General features: G+C 37.5%; 17 protein-coding genes and 1 pseudogene. 13 read left to right on the top strand and 5 right to left on the bottom strand.

Translation table 11 applies throughout. From position 1 onward, the window contains the following. Positions 1-254: 254 nt before the first annotated feature. From GHC26_RS11615 to helD, 5 genes are all read left to right on the top strand, one after another. Positions 255-830 (top strand): RNA polymerase sigma factor, encoded by a 576-nt coding sequence (locus GHC26_RS11615; protein ID WP_163971439.1) that lies wholly within the window; start codon positions 255-257, stop codon positions 828-830. Next, positions 827-1,558 (top strand): anti-sigma factor domain-containing protein, encoded by a 732-nt coding sequence (locus GHC26_RS11620; protein WP_163971440.1) that lies wholly within the window; start codon positions 827-829, stop codon positions 1,556-1,558. Before GHC26_RS11615 ends, GHC26_RS11620 begins: the two co-directional genes overlap by 4 nt. Before the next feature lie 1,436 nt (positions 1,559-2,994). Further along, on the top strand, positions 2,995-4,047 hold the full coding sequence (locus GHC26_RS11625; RefSeq protein WP_163971441.1) for a 2,3-butanediol dehydrogenase: 1,053 nt from the start codon (positions 2,995-2,997) through the stop codon (positions 4,045-4,047). 308 nt (positions 4,048-4,355) lie between these two features. After that, positions 4,356-4,682, top strand: coding sequence for a DUF3817 domain-containing protein (locus GHC26_RS11630; protein ID WP_163971442.1), 327 nt, complete (start codon positions 4,356-4,358; stop codon positions 4,680-4,682). 604 nt (positions 4,683-5,286) lie between these two features. Further along, positions 5,287-7,575 carry an RNA polymerase recycling motor HelD gene (gene helD, locus GHC26_RS11635; RefSeq protein WP_163971443.1) on the top strand — a complete coding sequence of 763 codons (2,289 nt, stop codon included), beginning with the start codon at positions 5,287-5,289 and terminating at the stop codon, positions 7,573-7,575. A 973-nt stretch (positions 7,576-8,548) separates the two neighbouring features. On the opposite strand, the gene GHC26_RS11640 is transcribed toward helD, so the two are convergent. Both GHC26_RS11640 and GHC26_RS11645 read right to left on the bottom strand, forming a co-directional pair. Further along, a complete protein-coding gene (locus GHC26_RS11640; protein WP_226376928.1) occupies positions 8,549-9,511 on the bottom strand; it encodes an AEC family transporter in 963 nt (320 codons plus the stop codon). Positions 9,512-9,605: 94 nt separating this feature from the next. Beyond that, complete coding sequence (locus GHC26_RS11645) at positions 9,606-10,607, bottom strand: LLM class flavin-dependent oxidoreductase (protein WP_163971445.1); 1,002 nt, start codon at positions 10,605-10,607, stop codon at positions 9,606-9,608. Positions 10,608-10,737: 130 nt separating this feature from the next. On the opposite strand from GHC26_RS11645, the gene GHC26_RS11650 reads away from it, so the two are divergent. From GHC26_RS11650 to GHC26_RS11670, 5 genes are all read left to right on the top strand, one after another. Continuing rightward, a complete protein-coding gene (locus GHC26_RS11650; protein ID WP_226376926.1) occupies positions 10,738-11,385 on the top strand; it encodes a TetR/AcrR family transcriptional regulator in 648 nt (215 codons plus the stop codon). A gap of 21 nt (positions 11,386-11,406) precedes the next feature. Beyond that, on the top strand, positions 11,407-12,327 hold the full coding sequence (locus GHC26_RS11655) for an ABC transporter ATP-binding protein (RefSeq protein ID WP_163971446.1): 921 nt from the start codon (positions 11,407-11,409) through the stop codon (positions 12,325-12,327). Further along, a complete protein-coding gene (locus GHC26_RS11660; protein WP_163971447.1) occupies positions 12,320-13,921 on the top strand; it encodes an ABC transporter permease in 1,602 nt (533 codons plus the stop codon). Before GHC26_RS11655 ends, GHC26_RS11660 begins: the two co-directional genes overlap by 8 nt. Positions 13,922-14,515: 594 nt before the next feature. Beyond that, positions 14,516-15,319, top strand: a complete 804-nt coding sequence (locus GHC26_RS11665) for a DUF6612 family protein (protein ID WP_163971448.1) — start codon at positions 14,516-14,518, stop codon at positions 15,317-15,319. A gap of 179 nt (positions 15,320-15,498) precedes the next feature. Continuing rightward, positions 15,499-16,221: an EcsC family protein gene (locus tag GHC26_RS11670; RefSeq protein ID WP_163971449.1), complete on the top strand. Its 723-nt coding sequence runs from the start codon at positions 15,499-15,501 to the stop codon at positions 16,219-16,221. A 163-nt stretch (positions 16,222-16,384) separates the two neighbouring features. Here the strand turns inward: GHC26_RS11670 and GHC26_RS11675 are convergent, their stop codons facing one another. After that, entirely contained in the window at positions 16,385-17,152 is a 768-nt protein-coding gene (locus GHC26_RS11675; protein ID WP_163971450.1) for a DUF3891 family protein, read from the bottom strand. 141 nt (positions 17,153-17,293) lie between these two features. Between GHC26_RS11675 and GHC26_RS11680 the strand changes: the two genes are divergently transcribed. From GHC26_RS11680 to GHC26_RS11690, 3 genes are all read left to right on the top strand, one after another. Then, complete coding sequence (locus tag GHC26_RS11680) at positions 17,294-18,385, top strand: mechanosensitive ion channel family protein (RefSeq protein WP_163971451.1); 1,092 nt, start codon at positions 17,294-17,296, stop codon at positions 18,383-18,385. Positions 18,386-18,400: 15 nt separating this feature from the next. Next, on the top strand, positions 18,401-18,688 hold the full coding sequence (locus GHC26_RS11685; protein WP_404821791.1) for a DUF3219 family protein: 288 nt from the start codon (positions 18,401-18,403) through the stop codon (positions 18,686-18,688). A gap of 399 nt (positions 18,689-19,087) precedes the next feature. Beyond that, on the top strand, positions 19,088-19,936 hold the full coding sequence (locus GHC26_RS11690) for a VOC family protein (protein ID WP_163971453.1): 849 nt from the start codon (positions 19,088-19,090) through the stop codon (positions 19,934-19,936). 148 nt (positions 19,937-20,084) lie between these two features. On the opposite strand, the pseudogene GHC26_RS11695 reads toward GHC26_RS11690, so the two are convergent. Next, positions 20,085-21,018, bottom strand: a pseudogene (locus tag GHC26_RS11695) (aldo/keto reductase). 64 nt (positions 21,019-21,082) lie between these two features. Continuing rightward, positions 21,083-22,222, bottom strand: coding sequence for a conserved virulence factor C family protein (locus GHC26_RS11700; protein ID WP_163971454.1), 1,140 nt, complete (start codon positions 22,220-22,222; stop codon positions 21,083-21,085). Positions 22,223-22,388 lie beyond the last annotated feature (166 nt).

Consider the following 22,388-nt stretch of genomic DNA (forward strand, 5'->3'; position numbering starts at 1 on the left):
ATTTTTCATAGATGATACGCATAAATGAAACAAAGGGATTTATTTTTTTAAAAAAAAGTTGTAAAATTTATCCCACATGTAACGGGCAGTAAGACCCCCACTTCAAGATTTCGAGGAGACCCTGAAAGATAAGTGGGGGGTCAAACTGCCCGTATATGTCCGATTCGTTCAACTAACAATCGGTGGGGGAGGAAAGGAAACCCCCACTGATTGAAGTTTCACTTTATCAAAAAAGTAGTGGTGAGGGGGATATTATGGATGATAATCAGGAAAGTATCCAATTACTAAAGCAAATTGCCGCAGGGTCCCGACACTCATTTGATAGGTTTTATGAAAAACATATAGAATTTATCTTCCGTATTGCCTTCCAATTAGTTAAAGATAAAGCGGAAGCGGAAGATATTTGCCATGAAGTATTCTTGGAAGTGTTTCAAAAGTATCATCAATATAATTCACGAAAAGGTAGTGTAAAAGCATGGTTAGCTGTCAAAACAAGAAGTAGATCACTCGACCGTTTACGGAAAAAGAAACCATTATTAATTCACAAGCTAGAACGTATCGTTGTACAGGAGGAAATAGGTGCAGAAGTACAATTTCTTTCCCAGTTAGAGAGAAAAGTATTAATGGAGGCGTTGAGTCATATTCCAAATGATCAGAGGGAAGCCATTTATAATGCTTATTTCAAAGAAAGGACTCAAAAAGAAATAGCACAGATCATGGATAAACCATTGGGCACTGTTAAGTCACTGATTCGTTATGGAATCCAAAACCTTCGTAAACAAAAGTCAATTCTTCAGTGGGTGGAGTCTAACGGGGGTGGTGAGAAATGACGTTTGGTCAACATATTGAAGAACAACAGGTTATTGATTATGTCTTAGGCAATTTGTCAGAACAACAAGAGATAAACATTACCGAACATACAGAACAATGCTCGAAGTGCCAAGCTATGTTAGCGGATTGGTCTCAAGTCTTACAACCAGAATCAGAAATAGATGTAAAACCATCACCATCTTTAAAAGAAAAAATTTGGGAGGAAAAAGAAAGGAAACAGATACCAAAGCAGAAGATTAAGCGACATCCGAGGCTTTTATGGGTGATGGGAAGTGTTGCTGTTCTATTGTTTTTATTAGTTGAGCTGCTTCCAAAAACAACGGTTCCAAATTATACGGCTAATTCATCTTTTGAAGTCATGCATAATGGAGAAATATCAGATGATTCTATTCAAACAAATCCACAAACAAAGCAGCTAGAAATAGAATCAATCGCTGACTTTGATGATGTATCTGGGGATATATGGGTAAATGATCGGTATGAAGAACTATTAGTTGAAGTAGAAGGCTTGCTAAATAGACAGGATAAAGATTACCAATTATGGCTCATCTATCCGAATAATACGATGAAGGGTGAACTACTATCGATAGAAAACGGTTCATCCCGTGTTTTAATAAAAGGAAAAGATGTAAGTGAATTTGAATTAATTAAAGCTAGTCTAGAGCCAGTTGGTGGTAGTAAGAAACCAAGTGGTCCAGATAGTTTTATTGTTGAATTAGGAGATTAAAAGGATTATGGTTGGGAGGATTTAGAGTCTAAATCATATGAATTAATTTATACGGAATTAAGCTTTATTATGGGTCACAAAACTGGTGGCCAACTGAAACGAGCTTTGAAATGATGGTTGGTTGGCACCATACTCGTTCGAAATACGAGTTGGCTTAATGTAGAATTAGCTTTAGACATATGTAAGGGTTGGCTGTTTTATAAAAGATTGCTGCTTTTTCAAGCATTAATCTTAATGTATAGTTGATGTATTATGCGCAGTAACTTACCGTTCCAGCAGAACATTTCGCTTTCACCAGGGGCACAAGTGTGTCATCTGTTCAAACTTGTTTTCACAGTGTCTTCGTAGCCAGGGACCCGGCCTCAGCCTCCAGTGACGCACAGAACTTCTTTTAGGGGTCTTCGGACACGTGTTGTTTCCATAGGAGAGTCTCCGTGTTCTGCCTACACTTTAAGTGCGTGTTCAAAAAGGAGGATTAAAAGGGCCGAGTCGGCTAAGGTCTCAGGCGTCCTGTTACAACGCCGACACTAGTACGTCCTGTACGTCGGAAGTTCGAGGCAGCGTAGCTTTGAGTAACGGACTTCCACAGGATGTGGTGACTTCTACGTTGGTCACAGGACGTGGACGATTTTAGTAGAAGTTCCTTAGTTCGTTTAATACATGAGTAACGGAAAAGCAAGCTAACGAATAAATTCGATGTATCATTTTCACCGGACTTTTTGAACAACCTCTTTAAGTACTTTAAGAATGAACAATAGCATAATGAAGGTTGTGAGTATCAACTAGCGCATGAAAAACATGAAGACTCCTGGTTCATCGGCTAAGAACGGGTCACGTCGTGTTCGTCGAAACGAGCCTAAAAGACCCCGCAGTGTGGGTTTTCACGAGGAGGCTCGTGGGGAGTCCACGGAAAGCGATGTGTTTTCCGTAGCAGTAATTATATTTGAAACTTTACGACGCATTATATGGAAGATGCAATGCAGAAAATAACATGGAATGAATAAAGAGCCTAAAGATTAGATGAATCCATTTATCATGGAAAGGTTTTCTTTATTACATTAGCTAAAACCTTATCCGTTCCAGTAGCTTCTATCAAGTGAAGGCAATGCGTATCAATGCATTTCTCGCATGGTATAAACAGTATAACTATGACGTAAACAATGTGAAGAAACATAACTCTACATTAATACGATAACAATTACTAAATACACATGGCATTGGCTCTGAAACGGCTGATGTCATGTTACTTTATGCTTTTGAAGTACCAGTATTTCTTGTGAAGGTGTATACAAGAAGAATCTATCAACTATAGGCTTTGATATGCCAAAATTGTATGATGCCTTAAGAATTCTATTAGTTGATACTTATCCTAATAAGCAAGATAATATTAGTGGAGCTAGTTTTCTAGTTTCACTATTATTATGGAGGGGATTTAGATGAGAGCAGCAGTTTGGCACGGCTTAAGAGATATTCGGGTAGAGACTAAAGAAGTCCCTAAAGTTTCTAGTAATCAAGTAAAAGTAAAAGTAGCTTGGGCTGGGATATGTGGTAGTGACTTACATGAATACACAACAGGCCCCGTTACATTGCCAGCAGACAACCCTGACCCATTAACCGGTGTACAAGCACCACTTACAATGGGACACGAATTTTCTGGTGTTGTGGAAGAAGTAGGACAAGATGTTAGTGATATCAAAGTTGGAGATAAAGTAGCGATTAACCCATTAATCATTAGCGGAAATCACGAGGATCCATTAGTGGATATGTTTAATGGATTTGGTTTTGTTGGGTTAAATAGTGATGGCGGATTTGCAGATTTTGTCGTAGTAGATGACAAACATGCTATAAAACTTCCAGATGCGATGTCTTTGGAGAATGGAGCATTAGTAGAACCTGCAGCGGTTTCCGTTCAGGCAATTAAAGAATCTGGTTTGCAATTTGGAGAAAAAGTTGCTGTTTTTGGTGTAGGACCAATCGGATTATTAACGATTATTGCAGCAAAAGCTGCGGGTGCGAAAGAGATTTTTGCATTTGACCTTTCTGAAACACGATTAGCAAAAGCGAAAGAAGTTGGCGCAACACATGCGATTAACTCTGGCGAGAAAAATCCTGTAGAATATGTGCATTCGATTTATCCAGTTGGTGTAGATCGAACATTTGAAGTAGCAGGTGTGGCACCTACCTTTAATCAAGCAATTTCTGTGACACGTCCGCGTGGAGTTATGACCATTGTATCCATATTCGAAAAGCCTGTAGAATTTAACCCAATGCAACTAACGGCAAGTGGTGTTCGTATTGCTTCTTCACTTGCTTATGAACCAGATGTATTTAAAACAACAGTGGAACTAATTGGAACAGGTCAACTTGATGTATCCCCTGTTATAACAGACCGTATTGAATTAGAAGAAATCGTTGATAAAGGCTTTGAATCATTAATCAATGATAAATCACAAGCGAAAATCCTTGTTAAACTTAGTGGCGAAAACTAAATTACAAACTCTTTAAAATAGATCAGCAAGCAAAAGGTAGGTTATAGCACCTTGCTTGCTGATTTTTTTACACGTTAGGAAAGTATAAAATTTTAGCCAAGAAGTGGACTTGACGTAGCTAAAATTTTAATGTCCCAAGTATAGGAAAAACTAACACCTTCGCTAAAAGACGAGCGAATGCGAGTTTTTCTAATGGCTCAAACAATACATAGTCCAAGATTTTCTTATAATTAGAGATTCTGTACAGTATGGACAATCCTACTATATAATAGATAACGTAACTTATTTTTAGGAGGATACAATAGCATATGCTAAAACATGCATTTAACCAATTCCGATTTATGGGGATTTTAGACGGTACATCCCTTGTGGTGTTATTATTTATTGCCATGCCATTAAAATATATTTGGAATTTACCTGAAGTAGTAAGTGTAGTAGGTGCGCTACATGGTGGAATCTTTACGATTTACTGTGTTGCGATTATATATGCTACGATTTTCGTGAAATGGCCATTTCGTTTCACAATTGGCGGCTTTCTAGTAGCATTCATTCCATTTGGAAACTTCGTATTAGATAGCAGACTGAAAAAATGGAAACAACAGCAACTTACTACAACGGTTGCCACATATAATTAATAATAGAAGGGGGAAGGAATTAGAAAACTTCCCCCTTTTCATAAGATAAGGAAATAAAAAGGACCAATATTGCGCAGTAGATGGATTATGCGCAGCAAATTAAAGCCGTTGATTTCCACTTCGGACAGTCACTTTCACCACGGGCATAAGTGCGACATCTGTTCAAACTTTACGTTTTCACAGTGTCTTCTTTACCGCAGGCACGGCCTCAGCCTCTTCGGAAGAAAACCACTTCCTGTGGGGTCTTCGGACACGTGCTTTTACTGCAGGAGTCGACTGTCCTACTCTCCAATCAACTATTGTATTAGCATCAATGATGATATTAATAAGAAATTGAACATGAGCTAGCGGAGGAAATACACGGAGACTCCTGCGGGAAGAGAGGCATAGGTGAGATCCCAGAGTGCGTAGCACGAGGAGGCTCAACAGCCGCCCGCGGAAAGCGAAGTGTATTTCCGTAGCGGTTTTTTAGATAAAACTACTGCGCATAATATAGAAATTATTCATTAGGGTTCATACTGGAATAAGCAACAAACAGTCTTCATAAATACAACCGATTCATACATACTAATAAACGGGCAATGGAAAGATTGGAGATGATTGGATGAGCAATGATGAGCGTGTTGCTGAACAAGATCGTGTCAATAGGGTTGTGAAAGAAATTGATCAGAAGGCAGAAGCTCTGATTGAAAAGTCAAAAGGGTTTAAAGAAAGCGTTATTGACCTTCGTAAAACGTTCTGGGATGATGTCACGGTAAACCTGGATGAACCAGATGATGTCATTGAAACACAGGCTAGTATTAAACAACAAGCTGAATTATTAATACAACAAGAGACTGTTCACGGAAAAATAGATCAGCAATTAAAAACATTGAAGCGATTAAAGGACTCTCCTTATTTTGGCCGGATAGATTTTCGAGAAAATGGCGAAGAAAACGCAGAGAAGATATATATTGGCATTGCGTCGTTAATGGACCAACAAGAAGAAAACTTTCTTATTTATGATTGGCGTGCACCGATATCTAGTCTTTATTATGATTATCCTCCAGGTGAAGCAATGTATGAAACGGTTGGTGGGAAAATTACTGGTGAGATATCGCTAAAGCGCCAATTTATTATACGTCAAAGTAACATTATGGGGATGTTTGACACTGGAGTTACGATTGGAGATGAAATGCTTCAACAGGCACTTGGAAATAACGCTAGTACAACAATGAAAAATATAGTGGCAACTATCCAACAGGAACAGAATAAAATCATTCGGAATGAACGTAGTCATATACTATTTGTACAGGGTGTAGCTGGTAGTGGTAAAACGTCAGCAGCCTTACAGCGAATAGCTTACTTAATGTATCGTTATCGAGATACCTTACATCCCGAAAACGTTGTATTATTTTCACCAAATCCGTTATTTTCTAGTTATATATCGAATGTGCTTCCAGAGTTAGGAGAAGCAAATGTAAGACAAAATACGTTCCTAGATTATTTAAAAGAAAAAGTTGGTACGAGTCTAACCATTGAGTCCCCTTTTGAACAGCTGGAATATGTTTTAACGAATGAAGAAGCGGATCCAATACGAATGGAAAACATGAATTATAAATCAAGTTTGGCATTCAAACAGTTAGTAGATGCATATATTGATACATTGCAAGAAGATGGGATGCGCTTTAAAAATGTTGTCTTTCGAAAGCAAGTTCTCATCTCAGGAGAAGAAATTCATGATTACTTTTATCAGTTAGATCGATCCATTCCAATATTTAATAAACTCGAGATGGTTGCAAAATGGATCATACGGAAACTACGACAATTTCAAAAGAAAGAAAAAGATAAAGATTGGGTAATGGCAGAAGTTGAGCTATTAGATAAAGAGGATTATGCAAAAGCCTACCAAGAAACGCAGACAGTTGAAGATGGAGAATATACGGATTTAGAGGAAGACATCCTGCGAAAGTGGGTTGTTCAAAAGTATGTTTCTCGGTTAATAAAACGAATCAAACGGTTTGAATTTGTTCATATTGTCGCAACTTATCATGATATGTTTACAAGGTGGGAGCCAACGTTAGAAACACCAACAAATTGGGGGGGAATTACAGAAATCACTACCAAGCATTTAAAAGATCGGTTTTTAACGTGGGAGGATGCAGCACCATTTGCGTATTTCCAAGACCGGATAATGGGTGACAATGAAGACCGCTCTGTGAGACATTTATTTATTGATGAAGTACAAGATTACTCAGAATTTCAATTTGCTTATATTCGGTATTTGTTTCCCTATACGCGAATGACATTGTTAGGGGATGTAAATCAAGCAATTTACACGTATGCGACAAAGGAAAATCCATTGAATCGAGATAGGTTGCAACAGAATCATGAACGAATTACTCTCTCAAAGAGTTACCGTTCCACAAAGCAAATTGTAAATTTTACGAAGTATTTTGCACCAGGGAATGAAGAAATAATTCCGTTTAATCGGGAAGGGAATAAGCCAAGAATAATTCAAACAGACCATCATACAATAGAACCCCTACTTGAACGTATACACAACCTTCAAGAAAAAGGGAATGAGACGATTGCTATTATTACGAAAACCTTACAAGAGAGTAAAGAGATTTATAATCGAATAAAAGAGAAAATAGCTATCCACATCATTGATGAAGAAACATACGCTTTTCATAAAGGTGTACTTGTACTGCCAGTTTATTTAGCTAAAGGAATTGAGTTTGATACTGTCATCATTCCAGATGCTTCAAATGGACATTATGCAAAAGAAGCAGATCGCAGCCTTTTTTATACAGCCTGTACACGTGCCATGCATGAATTAGTGTTACTAACATCTGATCAACCTACATTTTTTATTCAAGAAGCACCTGATAACACGTATGAAATGCTTTAGTGGTAAAATTGATTTACCAAAGACCAGACATCTATGCAAAAGGCTCTTTTCGCATACGTTGTTGTTTTCTACGTCGCATAATCTATATTATGCGCAGTAACTATAATATACACATTGCTCCGCTTCGGAAAAAACACTACGCTTTCACCAGGGGCATAAGTGTGACATCTGTTCAAACTATTCGTTTTCACAGTGTCTACTTTACCGCAGGCGGCTGTTGAGCCTCCTCGTGCTACTCGTCTTTAGGGGTCTCACCTAGGCCTCTTCGACGAACAGGACGTTCTAGTGTCGGCGTTGGTCACAGGACGTGACCGACGTTAGCCGACGAACTGCAGGAGTCTCCATGTTTTTCCTCCGCTAGATTGAGGTGTTCTAATTTTCTTCATTACAATTGACAATGCGTAATTGATTCAAGCGAATAATAGAAAATTTAGCTACAGAACCTAATTACTTGTTAGTAAAACAATTCCAAGCAGCGGAAAATGCGAGACTCCTACGGGAAAAGGAACAGTCTGAAGACCCCACAGCGAGCGCTTTTTACTCGCGATGTCTAACTTCAGCGCCTACACCCTCGAGGTCTTAAGTCAATCCTCTTTGTGGCAAAAACCGCCACACTGAGGCTTGGCTTAAGCTTGTCGGGTGTGACCAAGGCGCTTACGTTTTTCTATGAGGAGGCTGAAGCGTTCCCCGAGGGAAAGAAAACACTGTGAAAACGACCGTTGGGAGTTTGAACAGATGTTGCCCTTGTACCCATGGTGAAAGCGAGTGTTTTCCGCTGCGATGGTTGACCACTCATCCTATAAAGGATGTAAGGAAACATGTTAAAACTATTGCGCATAATACATCTTATCTGCACGACGTTTTATACTAGAAAGCAACAATGATTTAGAAAACAGCCATGAAAAAGACCCTATAAAGGAAACTTTGGAGAAGCGTCCTTTTATAGGGTCTTTTATGTATGGAATAACACCTTTTAACTAGAAAGAAATACAAGAAAAATCGAGATGGTAAATATAGAAATAACCGTTGTGGTTAATACTAATAATGGAACCTGCTTTTGTAATGTTTGGTATTTCTCTGCAAAAACGTAAACAAGTGCACCTGTCGGTAAAGCCGATAAGATTACAAGTGATGTAGTCCATAAGTCATCTTCAATAGGGAAAATATAGTGAATGATAACGAATGCTAAAATCGGCAACATAATTAATTTTAAAACGATTAGTGTTATTGATTCTTTTAGTTCAATCTCTTTATTCTTCCATACGGAACGCTCACTGGCTAATCCCAATCCAAGTGAAAAGAGTGCAGTAGGTCCTGCAGCAGGTCCAAGTACCTCTGCAAAAACATAAACAGACTGGGGAATTGAGATCTCTAGGAGGACAACCGTAATACCTATTATTAAGGATAGATTGATTGGATTTAATAGAATTGCTTTACCAATTGACCCTAACATTGGGACAAGCTGTCGTTGATCAGTTTGTTTTGATTTAGTTGCTTTGGAAATTTCGAATGAAATAATGACAAACGAGATAACTACTACATCATAGATAAAAGTGGTAATAGCTGCAGGAATGGCAGCTTCTTGGCCAAATGCTGCAGTTAAGAGCGGAATACCTAAAAATCCAGTATTTCCATAAGATGTAATCATTCCATATAAACTGACATCGGGAAATTTCTTTTTAAAAACAATCGTAAAGATTAGGATTGTAACAATAAAGCAACATAGAATAATAAGTAAGTTTGCTAGAATAAAATTGGTATTTGTTAGTTGTTCTGTGGATGCTGTGGATAATGAATAAAATAAAAGTGCTGGCAGTGCAAAATAGTAAACAAAGAAATTTAACGTTGTTGTACCATTAGATGGTAATAGAGAAAATCGTCCAGCTAAAAATCCGCATACAATTATGGCGAATATTGGAATGACGACTTGAAACATAACCCCCAACTGGATTCCCCCCCTCCATATAAACAGCTGATTTAAACACCTATTTGTACACTTTACCATAACCTTCCTTATATGTCATGAACTTTTAAAATAATGAAAAAGCATTTGCTAAACGTTCAATTCCTTTCATTCGATTCTTTGTACCATACACATTTGGGATGATGGTGACTTCATCTGTATGATAGCGTTCTACTATGTTTTCGATCTGTGCTTTTACGGTTTGTGGATTCCCAACTACCATCCGTTTTCGATTACGTAAAACTTTTTCTAATTCGATGGAACTAAAACCGCGATTAATGGCAGTTTCAATCGAAGGATAATATGGTGTTAGTTGATTGGATTCAACCGATAACAACCATAAATCTAATGCTTTTGCAATTTCTTCGGCTTCCTCATTTGTCTCACCAACAACCGCAAAAACAGCAATATTCGTAATGGGTTTATGGTTAATGGGAGAGGCTTGGAATTGGGACTGATAATGCTTCACTGTATCAATTCCTTCTTTAGTAGGCTTGGCGAAGTGGGCATATGCATAAGCCGTTCCATTTCTTGCAGCAAGTTTCGCACTGCCTTTACTACTTCCTAACAACCAGACTTCAGGTTTCGTCGGGATAATGGGTGTAGCACGAAGGTCTTGAAAACGGTGCTCATATGATACGTTATCTGTAAAATATTTCATGATGTCCTTAATTTGTTGTTCATAGTCTACTCGTTTTTCTTTTCCTTCATTTAATGCTCGGTTTACCATTCGAAAGCTTGGAGACCTACCAATTCCGAGATCAATACGATTAGGGTGAAGTGCTTCTAACATACGGAAATTTTCTGCAACTTTATAGGAACTATAATGTGGTAGCATAACACCACCAGATCCTATTCGAATAGAGGAGGTTGAAGTGGCTAAATGCATCATTAGCATTTCAGGTGTACTGCCAGCTACTGAGGATACGTTATGGTGTTCAGAAACCCAAAACCGTTTATAGCCAAGTGCTTCTGCATGTTTTGCTAATTCAGTTGTTTGTAGCAAAGCCTCTCGTGATGTTGCTCCTTCGTCAATGGGGGAGTAGTCTAAAATATTTATCGGAATCATTTAATATCTCCTTTCAAAATAAATTTCCCCTTTATTGTAGAAGAAAAATTAACGATATTTCAACAACTAAAGACCTCTTATTGACCATAGTGGTCTAAGGTGTTACACTGAAATCGACCGGTTTGGTCTATTGATTGAAGAGGGGGTGGTTTCCATTACGGAAACGTTTGAAAACCTTGATTATGAGAAACGAAAGCGGATATTGAATGCAGCCTTAAAGGAGTTTGCTGATAATGGATATGACAGAGCTTCTACCAATCAAATAGTCAAAAATGCAGGAATAGGAAAGGGGATGCTCTTTTATTATTTTAAGAATAAAAGAGAACTCTACTATTACCTTGCTAACTACAGTATGGACATTACGATCAAAGATTATTTTGCGAAGTTTAATGAAAATGAACCAGACTTTATAGAACGTCTTAAACAATCATCAAAAATAAAAATGCACTTTTTTGCAGAACACCCCAATGTGTTTCAGTTTTTAGGAACATTTTTTTTAATAGCTGACGATCAATTACCAGAAGATTTAAAAGAAAAATATCATAAACTAACAGAGATCGGATATAAAAAATTGTATCAAGATATTGATTACTCTTTGTTTCGTGAAGGTATTGATGTAGAAAAAGCATTTCAGCTAATTCAATGGGCAATAGAAGGCTATCAGCAGGATTTGAAAAAACGTTTACAAGGGAAAGTGTTTTCGACAATAGATCTAAAACCATATTGGGATGAGTTCTATGAATACTTGGATGTATTGAAAAAAAGCTTTTACAAGTAATGATTACAAGGGGGATGTGTCATGTCGGCAGTGGTGGAAACGAGAAATTTAACGAAAATGTTTGGGAAGTTTAAAGCATTAGATGGTGTGGATATTACCGTGAATAAGGGAGAGGTGTATGGCTTTATTGGGCCAAATGGAGCTGGAAAGTCAACAACGATTCGAGTTTTATTGGGAATCTTAAAGGCGACAGCTGGCGATGCGACAATATTTGAAAAAGATGTATGGGGTGATGCGGTTGAAATTCATAAGCGAGTTGCCTACGTTCCAGGCGATGTAAATCTTTGGCCCAATTTAACAGGTGGGGAAGTGATCGATTTATTTTTGAAGTTTCGTGGAGCCGATATCAATACAAAAAGGCGAGAAGAATTAATTCATAAATTTAAGCTGGATCCAACAAAGAAGTGTCGTACCTATTCAAAAGGGAATCGGCAGAAGGTAGCATTAGTTGCTGCATTTGCTGCAGATGCTGATCTTTATATTTTAGATGAGCCAACCTCTGGCCTTGATCCATTGATGGAACAGATCTTCCAAGAGTATGTATTTGAGGCGAAAAAAGAAGGAAAAAGTATCCTGTTATCTAGTCATATTTTATCAGAGGTTGAAAAGTTATGTGATCGAGTAGGAATTATTCGGGAAGGAAAAATAATTGAAACTGGTACATTAACTGAACTTCGACACTTAACACGGACAAATTTACTAGTCGCAACAAGATCCCCTATTTCTGATCTAAATAACCTAAAAGGTGTGCATGCACTTAAACAACAAGAGGATGCTGTGTCGTTTCAAGTTGATACAGAGGAATTAGATTCTGTTATCAAACATATCAGTTCCTTTGGTATAGAAAAGTTAGAGAGTGCACCACCTACATTAGAAGATCTCTTTATGCGTCATTATGAAGGGGAGGAATCTGGTGATAAAGGTGGTGCAGCGAATGGCTGATACAGTCTACCATCAAACGGGTCGCTTAGCACAGTTTGTTCTAAGACGTGATCGGATACGTATTCCGATTTGGCTGTTTGGATTTCTGTTCTTTACGTTAATTGTACCAATCGCGTTTCTTGGGTTATATGGTTCACAAGAAGACCGTGACATAATGGCAAACACGATGGAAAATCCTGCTATGGTTGCCATGGTAGGACCAGCTGATTTAACTAATTATACAATTGGTGTCATGACAGGTCATCAGATGCTACTATTAACAGCAGTAGTGGTAGGACTGATGAATATTCTACTCGTCACTCGGCATACAAGGGGAGATGAGGAAAGTGGACGTATTGAGCTTATTCGCTCCTTACCTGCTGGACGATTGGCGAATTTAACAGCAACTGTTTCCGTATATAGTGGTATTAATCTAGTTCTGGCGTTGTTAATTGGGGTTGGGTTGTATTTATTAAATATTGAAAGTATGGACCTTGAGGGTTCTCTACTATATGGTGCAGCACTGGGAGGGACAGGGATTTTTTTTACAGGTGTTACAGCACTGTTTGCGCAATTATCGGAGAGTTCTCGTGGAACAATTGGATTTTCCATTGGTGTATTATTAATAGCTTACCTGGTTCGTGGTGTAACAGATGTGAGTATTGAAGCATTAAGTTGGATTTCCCCACTTGGATGGGTAACAAAGACAGAGGTATATGGGGCAAATAATTGGATTCCGATTGTACTACTATTAATTGGATCTATAATTCTATTTGCGATTGCAAACTATTTAAATGCTATTCGTGACTTAGAGGCCGGATTTTTCTCGGCAAAGTCAGGTAAAAGATATGCCTCACGTTTTTTACAAACACCACTTGGCCTTGCATTAAGATTACAGCGTACAGGGATAATTGCTTGGGCGATAGGGTTATTTGTTATTGGTGTTTCATATGGCTCCGTGTTGGGAGATTTAGACTCCTTTTTTGAAGGAAATGAAATGATGATGCAAATGTTAGATGCTTCTGGTGGTCATTCCTTTACAGAGCAGTTTATTCCAATGTTAATGGTCGTTATGGCAATTTTGGCAACCATTCCACCAGTAATGGCGATGAATAAATTATATGGTGAAGAGAAAAAAGGCCGTATCGAGCATTTTTTAGCTAGGTCTGTTTCACGCACAAAATTAATGGCTAGCTTTCTAATCATTGCGGTTATTAACGGGTTTGTGATGGTATCCTTAGCAGGAATAGGCTTATGGGTGGCTAGTGCAGCAGTAATGGAAGATCCATTTACATTCGGTACATTATTTGTTGCGGCCATTGTATATTATCCAGCTATTCTCATAATGATTAGTGTATCGCTAGTCTTAATTGGATTAAAACCAAATTTTAGTAGTATTGTTTGGTTTTATCTATTTTACTCTTTTATGGTTCTATATTTTGGAGGATTATTTGACATGCCAACATGGCTTGAAAAAATATCCCCGTTTGGTTATATTCCTGGGCTTCCTATTGATAATATGGAAATAACACCAATAATTATATTAACAGGATTAGCTTTTATCATGATGCTTATAGGCTTTATCGGCTACCGAAAACGTGATATAGAAGTATAATACACGATCCTTTAGGCCTACCACTTAACTTCATGAATCGACATTCCGTTATTTGCAAAAAAAAACCCACATTTGGGAGCTGATTTGTAATCCTCGTTCCGTTATTTGGCCATTTTCCCCTCATAGTTCCATGATTTAATGCGATTAGCGGAACGACGATTACATTTGATTCTAAAAACAGCACTTTTCTCGTCAATAGCGGAATGAGGATCCGCCTTCCTTTAACGAATGAATCGTCATTCCGTTATTTACCGAAAAACCCATGTTTGGTGAATAATTTGTAATTCACATTCCGTTAATTGGGCTTTTCTGCCTCAAAATAACATGATTTAACGATGGATAGCAAAACGAGGATTCCACTTGACCTTTGAAATAGTGTTTTTTTATGATTAGCGGAAGAGAAGAGCCACTAAGTTTCCTATTGATTGATTATCAGTAAAAATTGTGTTTAATTCTAATAAACTAGGTATAATGTATATCATGTTTCACTATTCATTAACATATGGTAGCTATTGGTTTATTTTTTCTATATTATGAAACATTTAAAATGGTGAAACGTACTTAAGGTATTATGTTAAATTTAGGGGGATACGTATGAAAAAGTGGATGTTATTGGTATTAACAACATCAATGATGATGCTAGTGGCATGTAATGAAACGAGTGATGCTAGCTTAAATGCAGAAGAAATTTATACAGAAGCCTTAGAAGCTTCTGAGGCAATGAATAGTGCTGAAGTAACGATCGATATGAAACAAGAGATTGGTGCTGCTGGTGAGTCAACTATGATGGAAATGGAGACAAACCTAGAGTCAGAAATGATATTGGAACCATTAGCAATTCACCAAAAGGGAACATTGAAGATGGTCATGGGTGAAGAAGAGCAAGAAACTGAAATGGAACAATATATGTTAAATGATGAAATGTATATGTATGAAGGGTTTACAGGATCATGGATGAAGATGGACAGTGAAATGGTGCCACTTGACATGATGGAAGAACAACAACAAGATCCTGCTGAACAGTTAAAAATGATGGAACAGTTTATAGAAGATGTATCAGTTGAGCAGGCAAATGGTCACATTACCTTAAAATTAGCAGCAGATGGGGAAAAATTTAAGGATTTAGCTGAAGACATGATGTCACAAGACATGATGAGTGAACTAGGGGATTTAGGAACGAATGTATTTGAAAATATGAGTATTAATGATTTATATTATGAAATACAATTAGACGAAGAAACATATGAAATGAATTCCGTTGATATGGATATTGACATGACAATGTCCATGGGGTCAGAAGAGATGGATTTAGTACAAAGTGTACAATCAACCTACAAGAATATAAATAACATTGATGCGATTGACGTACCAGAAGAAGTAAAGAATGCAGTAAATTAAGTATTTGGTAAGTGTTGAATGTGAGGTATCTGTAGTGTATGTATGCTATAGATACCTTTTTTCAACATTAGGAAAATGTTAGCTGGAAAGTGGCTTCGACATGTCCCGTATAAATGAACACATTTGATAAGGACGTTCTAAGATAGAATAATAGCTAACTGAGAAAAAGGATGATTAGCATGAATGAATATGAAGAAAAAGTGTATAAGGAACTTAAATTATGGCGTAAAAAGGTGTTAAAGGACGCTAGCATGTTTCAAAAATTATCGAAGAAAGCACAGACAAAAGTAAATGGAATGATTCCAGACAAAGCACATACGATCATTACGGAAGCTATTCGAAATATGGTGAAGATGACCTTAGTTGGTTCTAATCTAACGACAAAAAAACAGCAAGCAATGGGAAAAATTCTTTATGATCGAGATGAATTAGCAAAAGAAAAGTTAACAGCTTACCGTAAGACAGCAACAGTGGAGGGAGCAGGTACAGGGGCGGGAGGTATTTTCCTTGGTCTTGCTGATTTTCCAATGCTATTAACCATTAAAATTAAGTTTCTATTTGAAGTAGCTTCCATTTATGGGTGTGATACTAACCGTTATGAGGAACGACTATTCATTCTTCATGTTTTTCAGCTTGCATTTTCCCCTGATACAAAACGGAAAGAAACATTTTCGATTATCGAAAATTGGGATCACGAGAAAGAACACCTGGTAGAATTAGATTGGCGGGAATTCCAACAAAATTATCGAGATTATATTGATCTGATAAAAATGCTGCAGTTAGTTCCAGGCTTTGGTGCTATAGTTGGTGCTTATGCGAACCATAATCTTCTTGATACATTAGGGGAAACGGCTATGAATGCATATCGAATGCGTTATTTTAATAGCATTTTGGATAAGTGAGTGATTTATCCCGCATGTAACGGACAGTAAGACCCCCACTTCAAGATTTCTTAGGAGATCAAAGAAAGATAAAGTGGGGGATCAAACTGCCCGTAAATGTCCGATTCGTTCAACTAACAATCAGTGGGGGAGGAAAGGAAACCCCACTGATTGAAATTTCACTTTATGCTGGCACCAACGAAACGTTCATTATTTGAGTAGGCGTTTCCTGGTATGTGTTTAGGAACCCTTTCTCTTGAATCTTGTGTTTATGAATTTTCTTTTGTTTGATCGGAATTGTAATGGGATGTTGAAAGACAAACTGATCCATTATAATCGTTTGAAGGTCTTTCCATTCTGGTTGCAGTTTTGTTTGTTTCAAGGTGTCAAGAGCAGGGGGAATGGGAACTCCATTGCGAAAAAAGGAGTGTTCCTTATCTTTTGGGACACCTGGATCATTTAAACATATGTAAAGGGATAAATTATCGCACAATTGCAAAAATCCATAGTGTGCATCAAACAAGGCTGAATCAAAGTTTGGAACTTTTTTCTTTAATTGAGCTTGTCGCCTTTCTTCATAGCGAATAAATTCATGGACTTCACTTGTCTCATCATTGATAAGGAATTGAACATAGTGCCTGCTGCATAAAAGGCCTGCATAAGCATCGTGCCTGGCTACTTGATCGATTCCATACCGATAAAAAACAAGCCTTGGTAACAATGGAAAATCCATAAACATGTATGGCATTTGTTTTTTATCATTCCAAAATGGTTGTTCATCAATTGGTTTCCAGCCATAGTCATGATTGGTAACCGCGTATAGGACTGATTCTCGATGTGCTATTCCTGGAAAAATATCTTCCCTCCAATTGAAAGCGATATGACCTGCAATCATTCCGTGGCGATGCTGTTCAATTAGCGTAAATACATCCTCGTTTTCTCTAACAATCATAGTAGGTCCTCCTAAAAACGTTTATCCTTTATTCTATTATAATAAGGTATGGATAGTTCTATGAAGTAATATAAACCAAATAGAAGGTAATTTTCCCGAAAAGTGTTATGCTAGAAATAATATTTATGAGGAGGATGGTAGATGACATGGGAACAGTTCCTTTCATATGATCATTTAATTGTACTTGGAATAGCTATTGGGGTTATTTTATTGTTTTTACTCTTACGAAAGCTATTTACTAAGTATATATTTGCTATGTTAAAAAAACTGGTCAGTAAAGCAAATAATACATTTTTGACTAATATATTAGTTTCTTTTGAAAAGCCAGTACAATGGTTGTTTATCATAATTGGTATCTATTTTGCCGTTCGGTATTATCCACATCTAAGCCATACGCATGAGGTGTTTATTCAATTTAGGCGTGTAGCCATAATATTTTTAGTGAGTTGGGGATTCTTTAACCTTTCCTCTGTATCCTCTTCTATCTTTAAGGAAATTAATAAGAAAACGAATATTCATATTGATGAGATTTTAATACCTTTTTTATCACGAACCTTGCAAGTCATCATTGTGGCAATCAGTATAAGCGTCATCTTACAAGAATTTGATTATGAAATTGGAGGCTTTGTTGCAGGAATAGGTTTAGGAGGTCTAGCGTTTTCTTTAGCGGCTAAAGATGCATTAGCGAATTTATTTGGTGGAATTGTGATCATTACGGAAAAGCCTTTTACAATTGGGGATTGGATCGCAACACCTAATGTTGAGGGGGTTGTCGAGGATATTACATTTCGCAGTACAAGAATTCGAACTTTTGCAGATGCCCTGGTAACCGTTCCAAATGCAACATTAGCAGATTCATTCATTACAAACTGGAGTAAGATGGGAAAAAGGCAAATTACGTTTACGTTGCGATTGGCCTATGATACACCAGCTTCTAAGATTGAAGTAGTCGTTCAAGAGATACAGTCTCTTTTAGAAAATCACCCTGAAGTACATCCAGAGACCATTTTTGTGAATTTCGATCAATACAAGGAATATGGTGTCGATCTATTCTTATATTTTTTTACAAAAACAACCGACTGGGGAGCATATTTAAAAGTAAGAGAAGATATTAATCTTAAAATACTGCAGATATTGGAAAGAGAATCTGTTACCATTGCAATCCCAAGTCAAAAATTATATGTGGACCAGGATCATCATAACGGTGACGTTTCTCTGGGACAGGAGTCATAGATTTAGATAAAGTAGGTGAACAAATTGCGTCAAATAGTTCAATTAAATGATTATGAATTGGAAGTAGAAACAGTAGAGGTAAAAGAAAAGGGGGGAAAGCATCTATTAACGATGACCTTTCCTGTCACGCATCATGATTATCACGATGTCACGACCTTGTTATATGAAAATGATTTTCATGTGAAGGTACCGGAAGAAGATATCTCCTTTTCGGCTACGATAGCTGCTTATTCTACATCAATTACGAACTTGTATGAAAAGGATGCAGTTGGCAAATTCTATTTACAATTACTAGAAAAATAATGAGCATGTAAGGCCAAGTAGCATAATGTTTACTTGGTCTTTTTGTTCAAAGGTAAGAAAGTATAAAAAGTTGGCCTCATTACGTCTTATATAGGAAAGGCCACGTCCAGCTCCAGCGCCTACCCCCTCGAGGTCATAAGTCAATCCACATTACGCGCAAAAAACGCCACGTCGAGGCTTGGCTTATGTTGGCAGATAAGAAATAAAACGTTCTTACTGCATAAGTGCAACTAAGGCTTTCGCCATAATAACTTGGCGAAAAGCCTAGTTTTCTAATCGGGGGTGATCAAGGCGCTTCTAGCTTTTGTTCTGTTATTGACAATTTTGATGGAATCTCCTAAACTTACAATAAGTAACTTACTATTAAAAAATAATAAACGCAAAGGAAAGGACTGTGTCATGGAGAAAGAATTTTTTGAAAAACCGACAGTTTATGTAAAGGATGTCAGTATTAATGTGACAGATATACAAAAATCGGTTGAATTTTATATAGATATAATCGGATTTCAACCTTTATATCAAGAAAGCCGAAAAGCAGTATTAACTGCAGATGGAAAAACGCCATTATTAACATTAGAACAGCCAGATCATGTTCAACCAAAAGAACCACGAACAACAGGTTTATTCCATTTTGCTATTCTCTTGCCTACACGAAGTGATTTATCGGCCTTTTTAAAACATATCATCCAAAAGGGTGTTCAATTAGGTGCATCAGATCATTATGTTAGTGAGGCACTTTATTTAAATGATCCAGATGGAAATGGAATTGAAGTGTACCGGGATCGTCCTTCTTCAGAATGGAACTGGGAAAATGGCAAGGTTGCAATGGCGACAGAGCCTTTAGACGGGGAAGGGTTGTTAAAAGAGAGTGATAAAGAATGGACAGGACTCCCTTCAGAAACAGTGATGGGTCATATTCATTTGCATGTTGCTGATTTACAAATAACAGAGAAGTTTTACGTAGATGGCTTAGGCTTCGACATTGTAACAACCTATCCAGGAGCGCTTTTTGCATCAACTGGTCACTATCATCATCATCTAGGGTTAAACATTTGGAATGGGGAAGGTGCTAAAGCGCCAGCTGAAAATAGTGTTGGGCTAAATTATTTCACCCTACAGTTTCCTGACGAAGAGTATAGGAAACATGTTCGAAATCAATTACAGAAAATCGATGCAACCGACAAAGAAGAAGATGGATATTACTTGGTAGAAGACCCATCAGGAAACTGTATAAAATTAAGTGTGTAAAAACAAAAGGTGCAGGTTGTGATTCCTGCACCCTTCGTTTTCATTAAGAAAGTATCTTTTCTAAAAGATGTTGCTATCTAGTATGAAATGTCCTTCATATAAGATGGATTATGCGTCTTAGAAAACAACAAAGTATGCAAAAAGGTCCTTAAGAAAAGATTTCATCAATTGCTTTTCTATCTTTTTCACTCAGTTGAACATTCAATGTAGCCACATTTTGCTGTATTTGTTCTTCCTTTTTTGCACCTGGTATAACGGTATCAATCGGTTCTTTTGTTAAATACCATGCTAATATAATCTGTGCCACTTCCGCGTTGTTGGCATTAGCGATTTCCCGAACTTGTTCTACTTTTTGTAAGTTTTGTTTAAACACTTCCCCTTGTAAATGTGGCATCTTGCTACGAAAATCGTTAAATACCGTACCTTTTGTATACTTGCCAGCCAGTAATCCTGAAGCAAAAGGGAAAAATGGCACAAAGGATATTTTCTTTTCAGTTGTATATGGGAAATAATCATTCTCCGCATCACGATTTATTAAATTATAGTGTCCCTGATACACATCAACATATCCATCTTGATTCGCCTCTTTTAGTTGGTCTATTGAAAAATTCGATACACCGATAGCTCGTATTTTCCCTTCATCTTTTAATTCTTTCAAAGCACCTACCGCTTCATATTTTGGGGTATATTCCTCAGGTGCATGTATGTAAAACAAATCTATATAATCTGTTTGCAGACGTCTCAGACTATCTTCAACCGTTTGCTTTAAAAAGCCAGGAGAGTTATCAATGACTGTTTCTGTATTCACAAATTTTTGCGCACCCTTAGTTGCAATGGCCACGTCGTTTCGTTTGTTAAGCTTTTTTAATGTCTCCCCGATTAATTCTTCTGATCGGCCATAACCATAACTAAATGCTGTGTCGAAATAATCGATACCAGTATTGATGGTGAGCCTCTACTAGTGCTCTACCTTCATCATCATTCGTATTTGGATATAGATTATGAGCCCCTATGGTGTTTGCGCCAAGTCCAATAGGATTAACATATAAATCTGTATTTCCAATTTGTAATTGTTTTGTCATAGCTGACCCTCCTATTAAGTTGTGGTTAGTGGATTTTTTACAAGAATGTCAGATGAGAAGAAAGTTACCTTTTTTTCGCTGCCTCCGTCATTTGATGCCAAATCGAACCTTTTGCTTCCTCACCGCCCTCAATTCGCGCTAATGCCATCTTTACTTGCATGCGAACTTCAAATTCTGGATCATCTGCTGATTGCTGCAGCGCTGGAATGGCAGTATCATCCCCTACTTCATATAAAAACATGGCAGCTCGCCAGCGCACCAGTCGATTAGGGTCTTGTAATGCATGGATCATTTCTGGGATTGCTTCTTTAAAGCCAAGATCTGATAGGCAATCACCAGCCGTGCGCCGAACATTCACAGCTTTATCTTTTAATGCTTTATATAAATAAGGCAATACTTCTGGTTCTTCAATCATCCCTAGATAGGCAGTTGCAAGGCGTCTAATCGATGCTTTACTATCATCTAATGCTTTATTTAAAATGGGAAGATCTTCTAAAGTAGGTTCCATTCGGTCAAGTGCAGCATAGCGCTCTTTCCAACTCGGACTGTCAAGCATGTCTAATGTAACCTGTTCTCGTGATGGCCTCATGTCTTCTTGGTTTTCATTTTCGAGTGCCATTTGAACAAGCGTATCAATTCTCTTTTCATCATAGCTTGCTTCCAGTTCTTCGACTACTTCTTTTCCGATTTCATCAATATCTCCGTAACGTGGATTTTGTTCCACCCATTTTCGTTCCATTAGCATATTACTCGATGCTTCGGAGGCTTTTAAGGTCGCATTCATGAACCGTTCTGGAAGACCAAATCGTTGTTCATCATCCCCTTCTTGTAATTTTACTTGTACAGGGATGTCCCGAAACATTTGAATAAAAACTTTAATTTCGCCAAATGAGTCATCTACATTCGATTCTATACCGTTATTATCAATTTCTGTAAGGTTTTCAGAAGACCCTAGTACCTGACGTACTTCTGGAAGAATTTCCTCCCATGGGACACGTGGGTTTCGCTCTAGTGCAATAAAGTCAATCACACGATATAACCCTTTTACACCATTAATGTTAAATAAACTAAGAATATAATCAGGGGCACTATCCAAATCATCATCTTGTTTATAATTTTCTGTTTGTCCATCAGGCAAACTTTCGTCTACATTGATCTTCATGGAATGAGGACTGGGTGTAGGCTCGATTGAGACGATTTTCACGTTTATCATCCTTTCCGATAAAAAGTTTTCACTATTATCGTGATGTTAACAAATAATGACGGGTGAATCCATTATCGCGATTGCATTTTATGTCTATGCCATCAATAAATTACAAATAAATTTTGTTATGCACGAGATACTAACAATAGACAACTTTTAAAAGAAG

Source organism: Oceanobacillus halotolerans (assembly GCF_010993955.1).
In the GTDB taxonomy this organism is placed as follows: domain Bacteria; phylum Bacillota; class Bacilli; order Bacillales; family Amphibacillaceae; genus Oceanibacillus_A; species Oceanibacillus_A halotolerans.

Excerpts from the sequence above, each read along its gene's own strand:
- GHC26_RS11615 (WP_163971439.1), top strand. The coding sequence starts at position 255 with ATGGATGATAATCAGGAAAGTATCCAATTACTAAAGCAAATTGCCGCA.
- GHC26_RS11620 (WP_163971440.1), top strand. The coding sequence starts at position 827 with ATGACGTTTGGTCAACATATTGAAGAACAACAGGTTATTGATTATGTC.
- GHC26_RS11625 (WP_163971441.1), top strand. The coding sequence starts at position 2,995 with ATGAGAGCAGCAGTTTGGCACGGCTTAAGAGATATTCGGGTAGAGACT.
- GHC26_RS11630 (WP_163971442.1), top strand. The coding sequence starts at position 4,356 with ATGCTAAAACATGCATTTAACCAATTCCGATTTATGGGGATTTTAGAC.
- helD (WP_163971443.1), top strand. The coding sequence starts at position 5,287 with ATGAGCAATGATGAGCGTGTTGCTGAACAAGATCGTGTCAATAGGGTT.
- GHC26_RS11640 (WP_226376928.1), bottom strand. The coding sequence starts at position 9,511 with ATGTTTCAAGTCGTCATTCCAATATTCGCCATAATTGTATGCGGATTT.
- GHC26_RS11645 (WP_163971445.1), bottom strand. The coding sequence starts at position 10,607 with ATGATTCCGATAAATATTTTAGACTACTCCCCCATTGACGAAGGAGCA.
- GHC26_RS11655 (WP_163971446.1), top strand. The coding sequence starts at position 11,407 with ATGTCGGCAGTGGTGGAAACGAGAAATTTAACGAAAATGTTTGGGAAG.
- GHC26_RS11660 (WP_163971447.1), top strand. The coding sequence starts at position 12,320 with ATGGCTGATACAGTCTACCATCAAACGGGTCGCTTAGCACAGTTTGTT.
- GHC26_RS11665 (WP_163971448.1), top strand. The coding sequence starts at position 14,516 with ATGAAAAAGTGGATGTTATTGGTATTAACAACATCAATGATGATGCTA.
- GHC26_RS11670 (WP_163971449.1), top strand. The coding sequence starts at position 15,499 with ATGAATGAATATGAAGAAAAAGTGTATAAGGAACTTAAATTATGGCGT.
- GHC26_RS11675 (WP_163971450.1), bottom strand. The coding sequence starts at position 17,152 with ATGATTGTTAGAGAAAACGAGGATGTATTTACGCTAATTGAACAGCAT.
- GHC26_RS11680 (WP_163971451.1), top strand. The coding sequence starts at position 17,294 with ATGACATGGGAACAGTTCCTTTCATATGATCATTTAATTGTACTTGGA.
- GHC26_RS11690 (WP_163971453.1), top strand. The coding sequence starts at position 19,088 with ATGGAGAAAGAATTTTTTGAAAAACCGACAGTTTATGTAAAGGATGTC.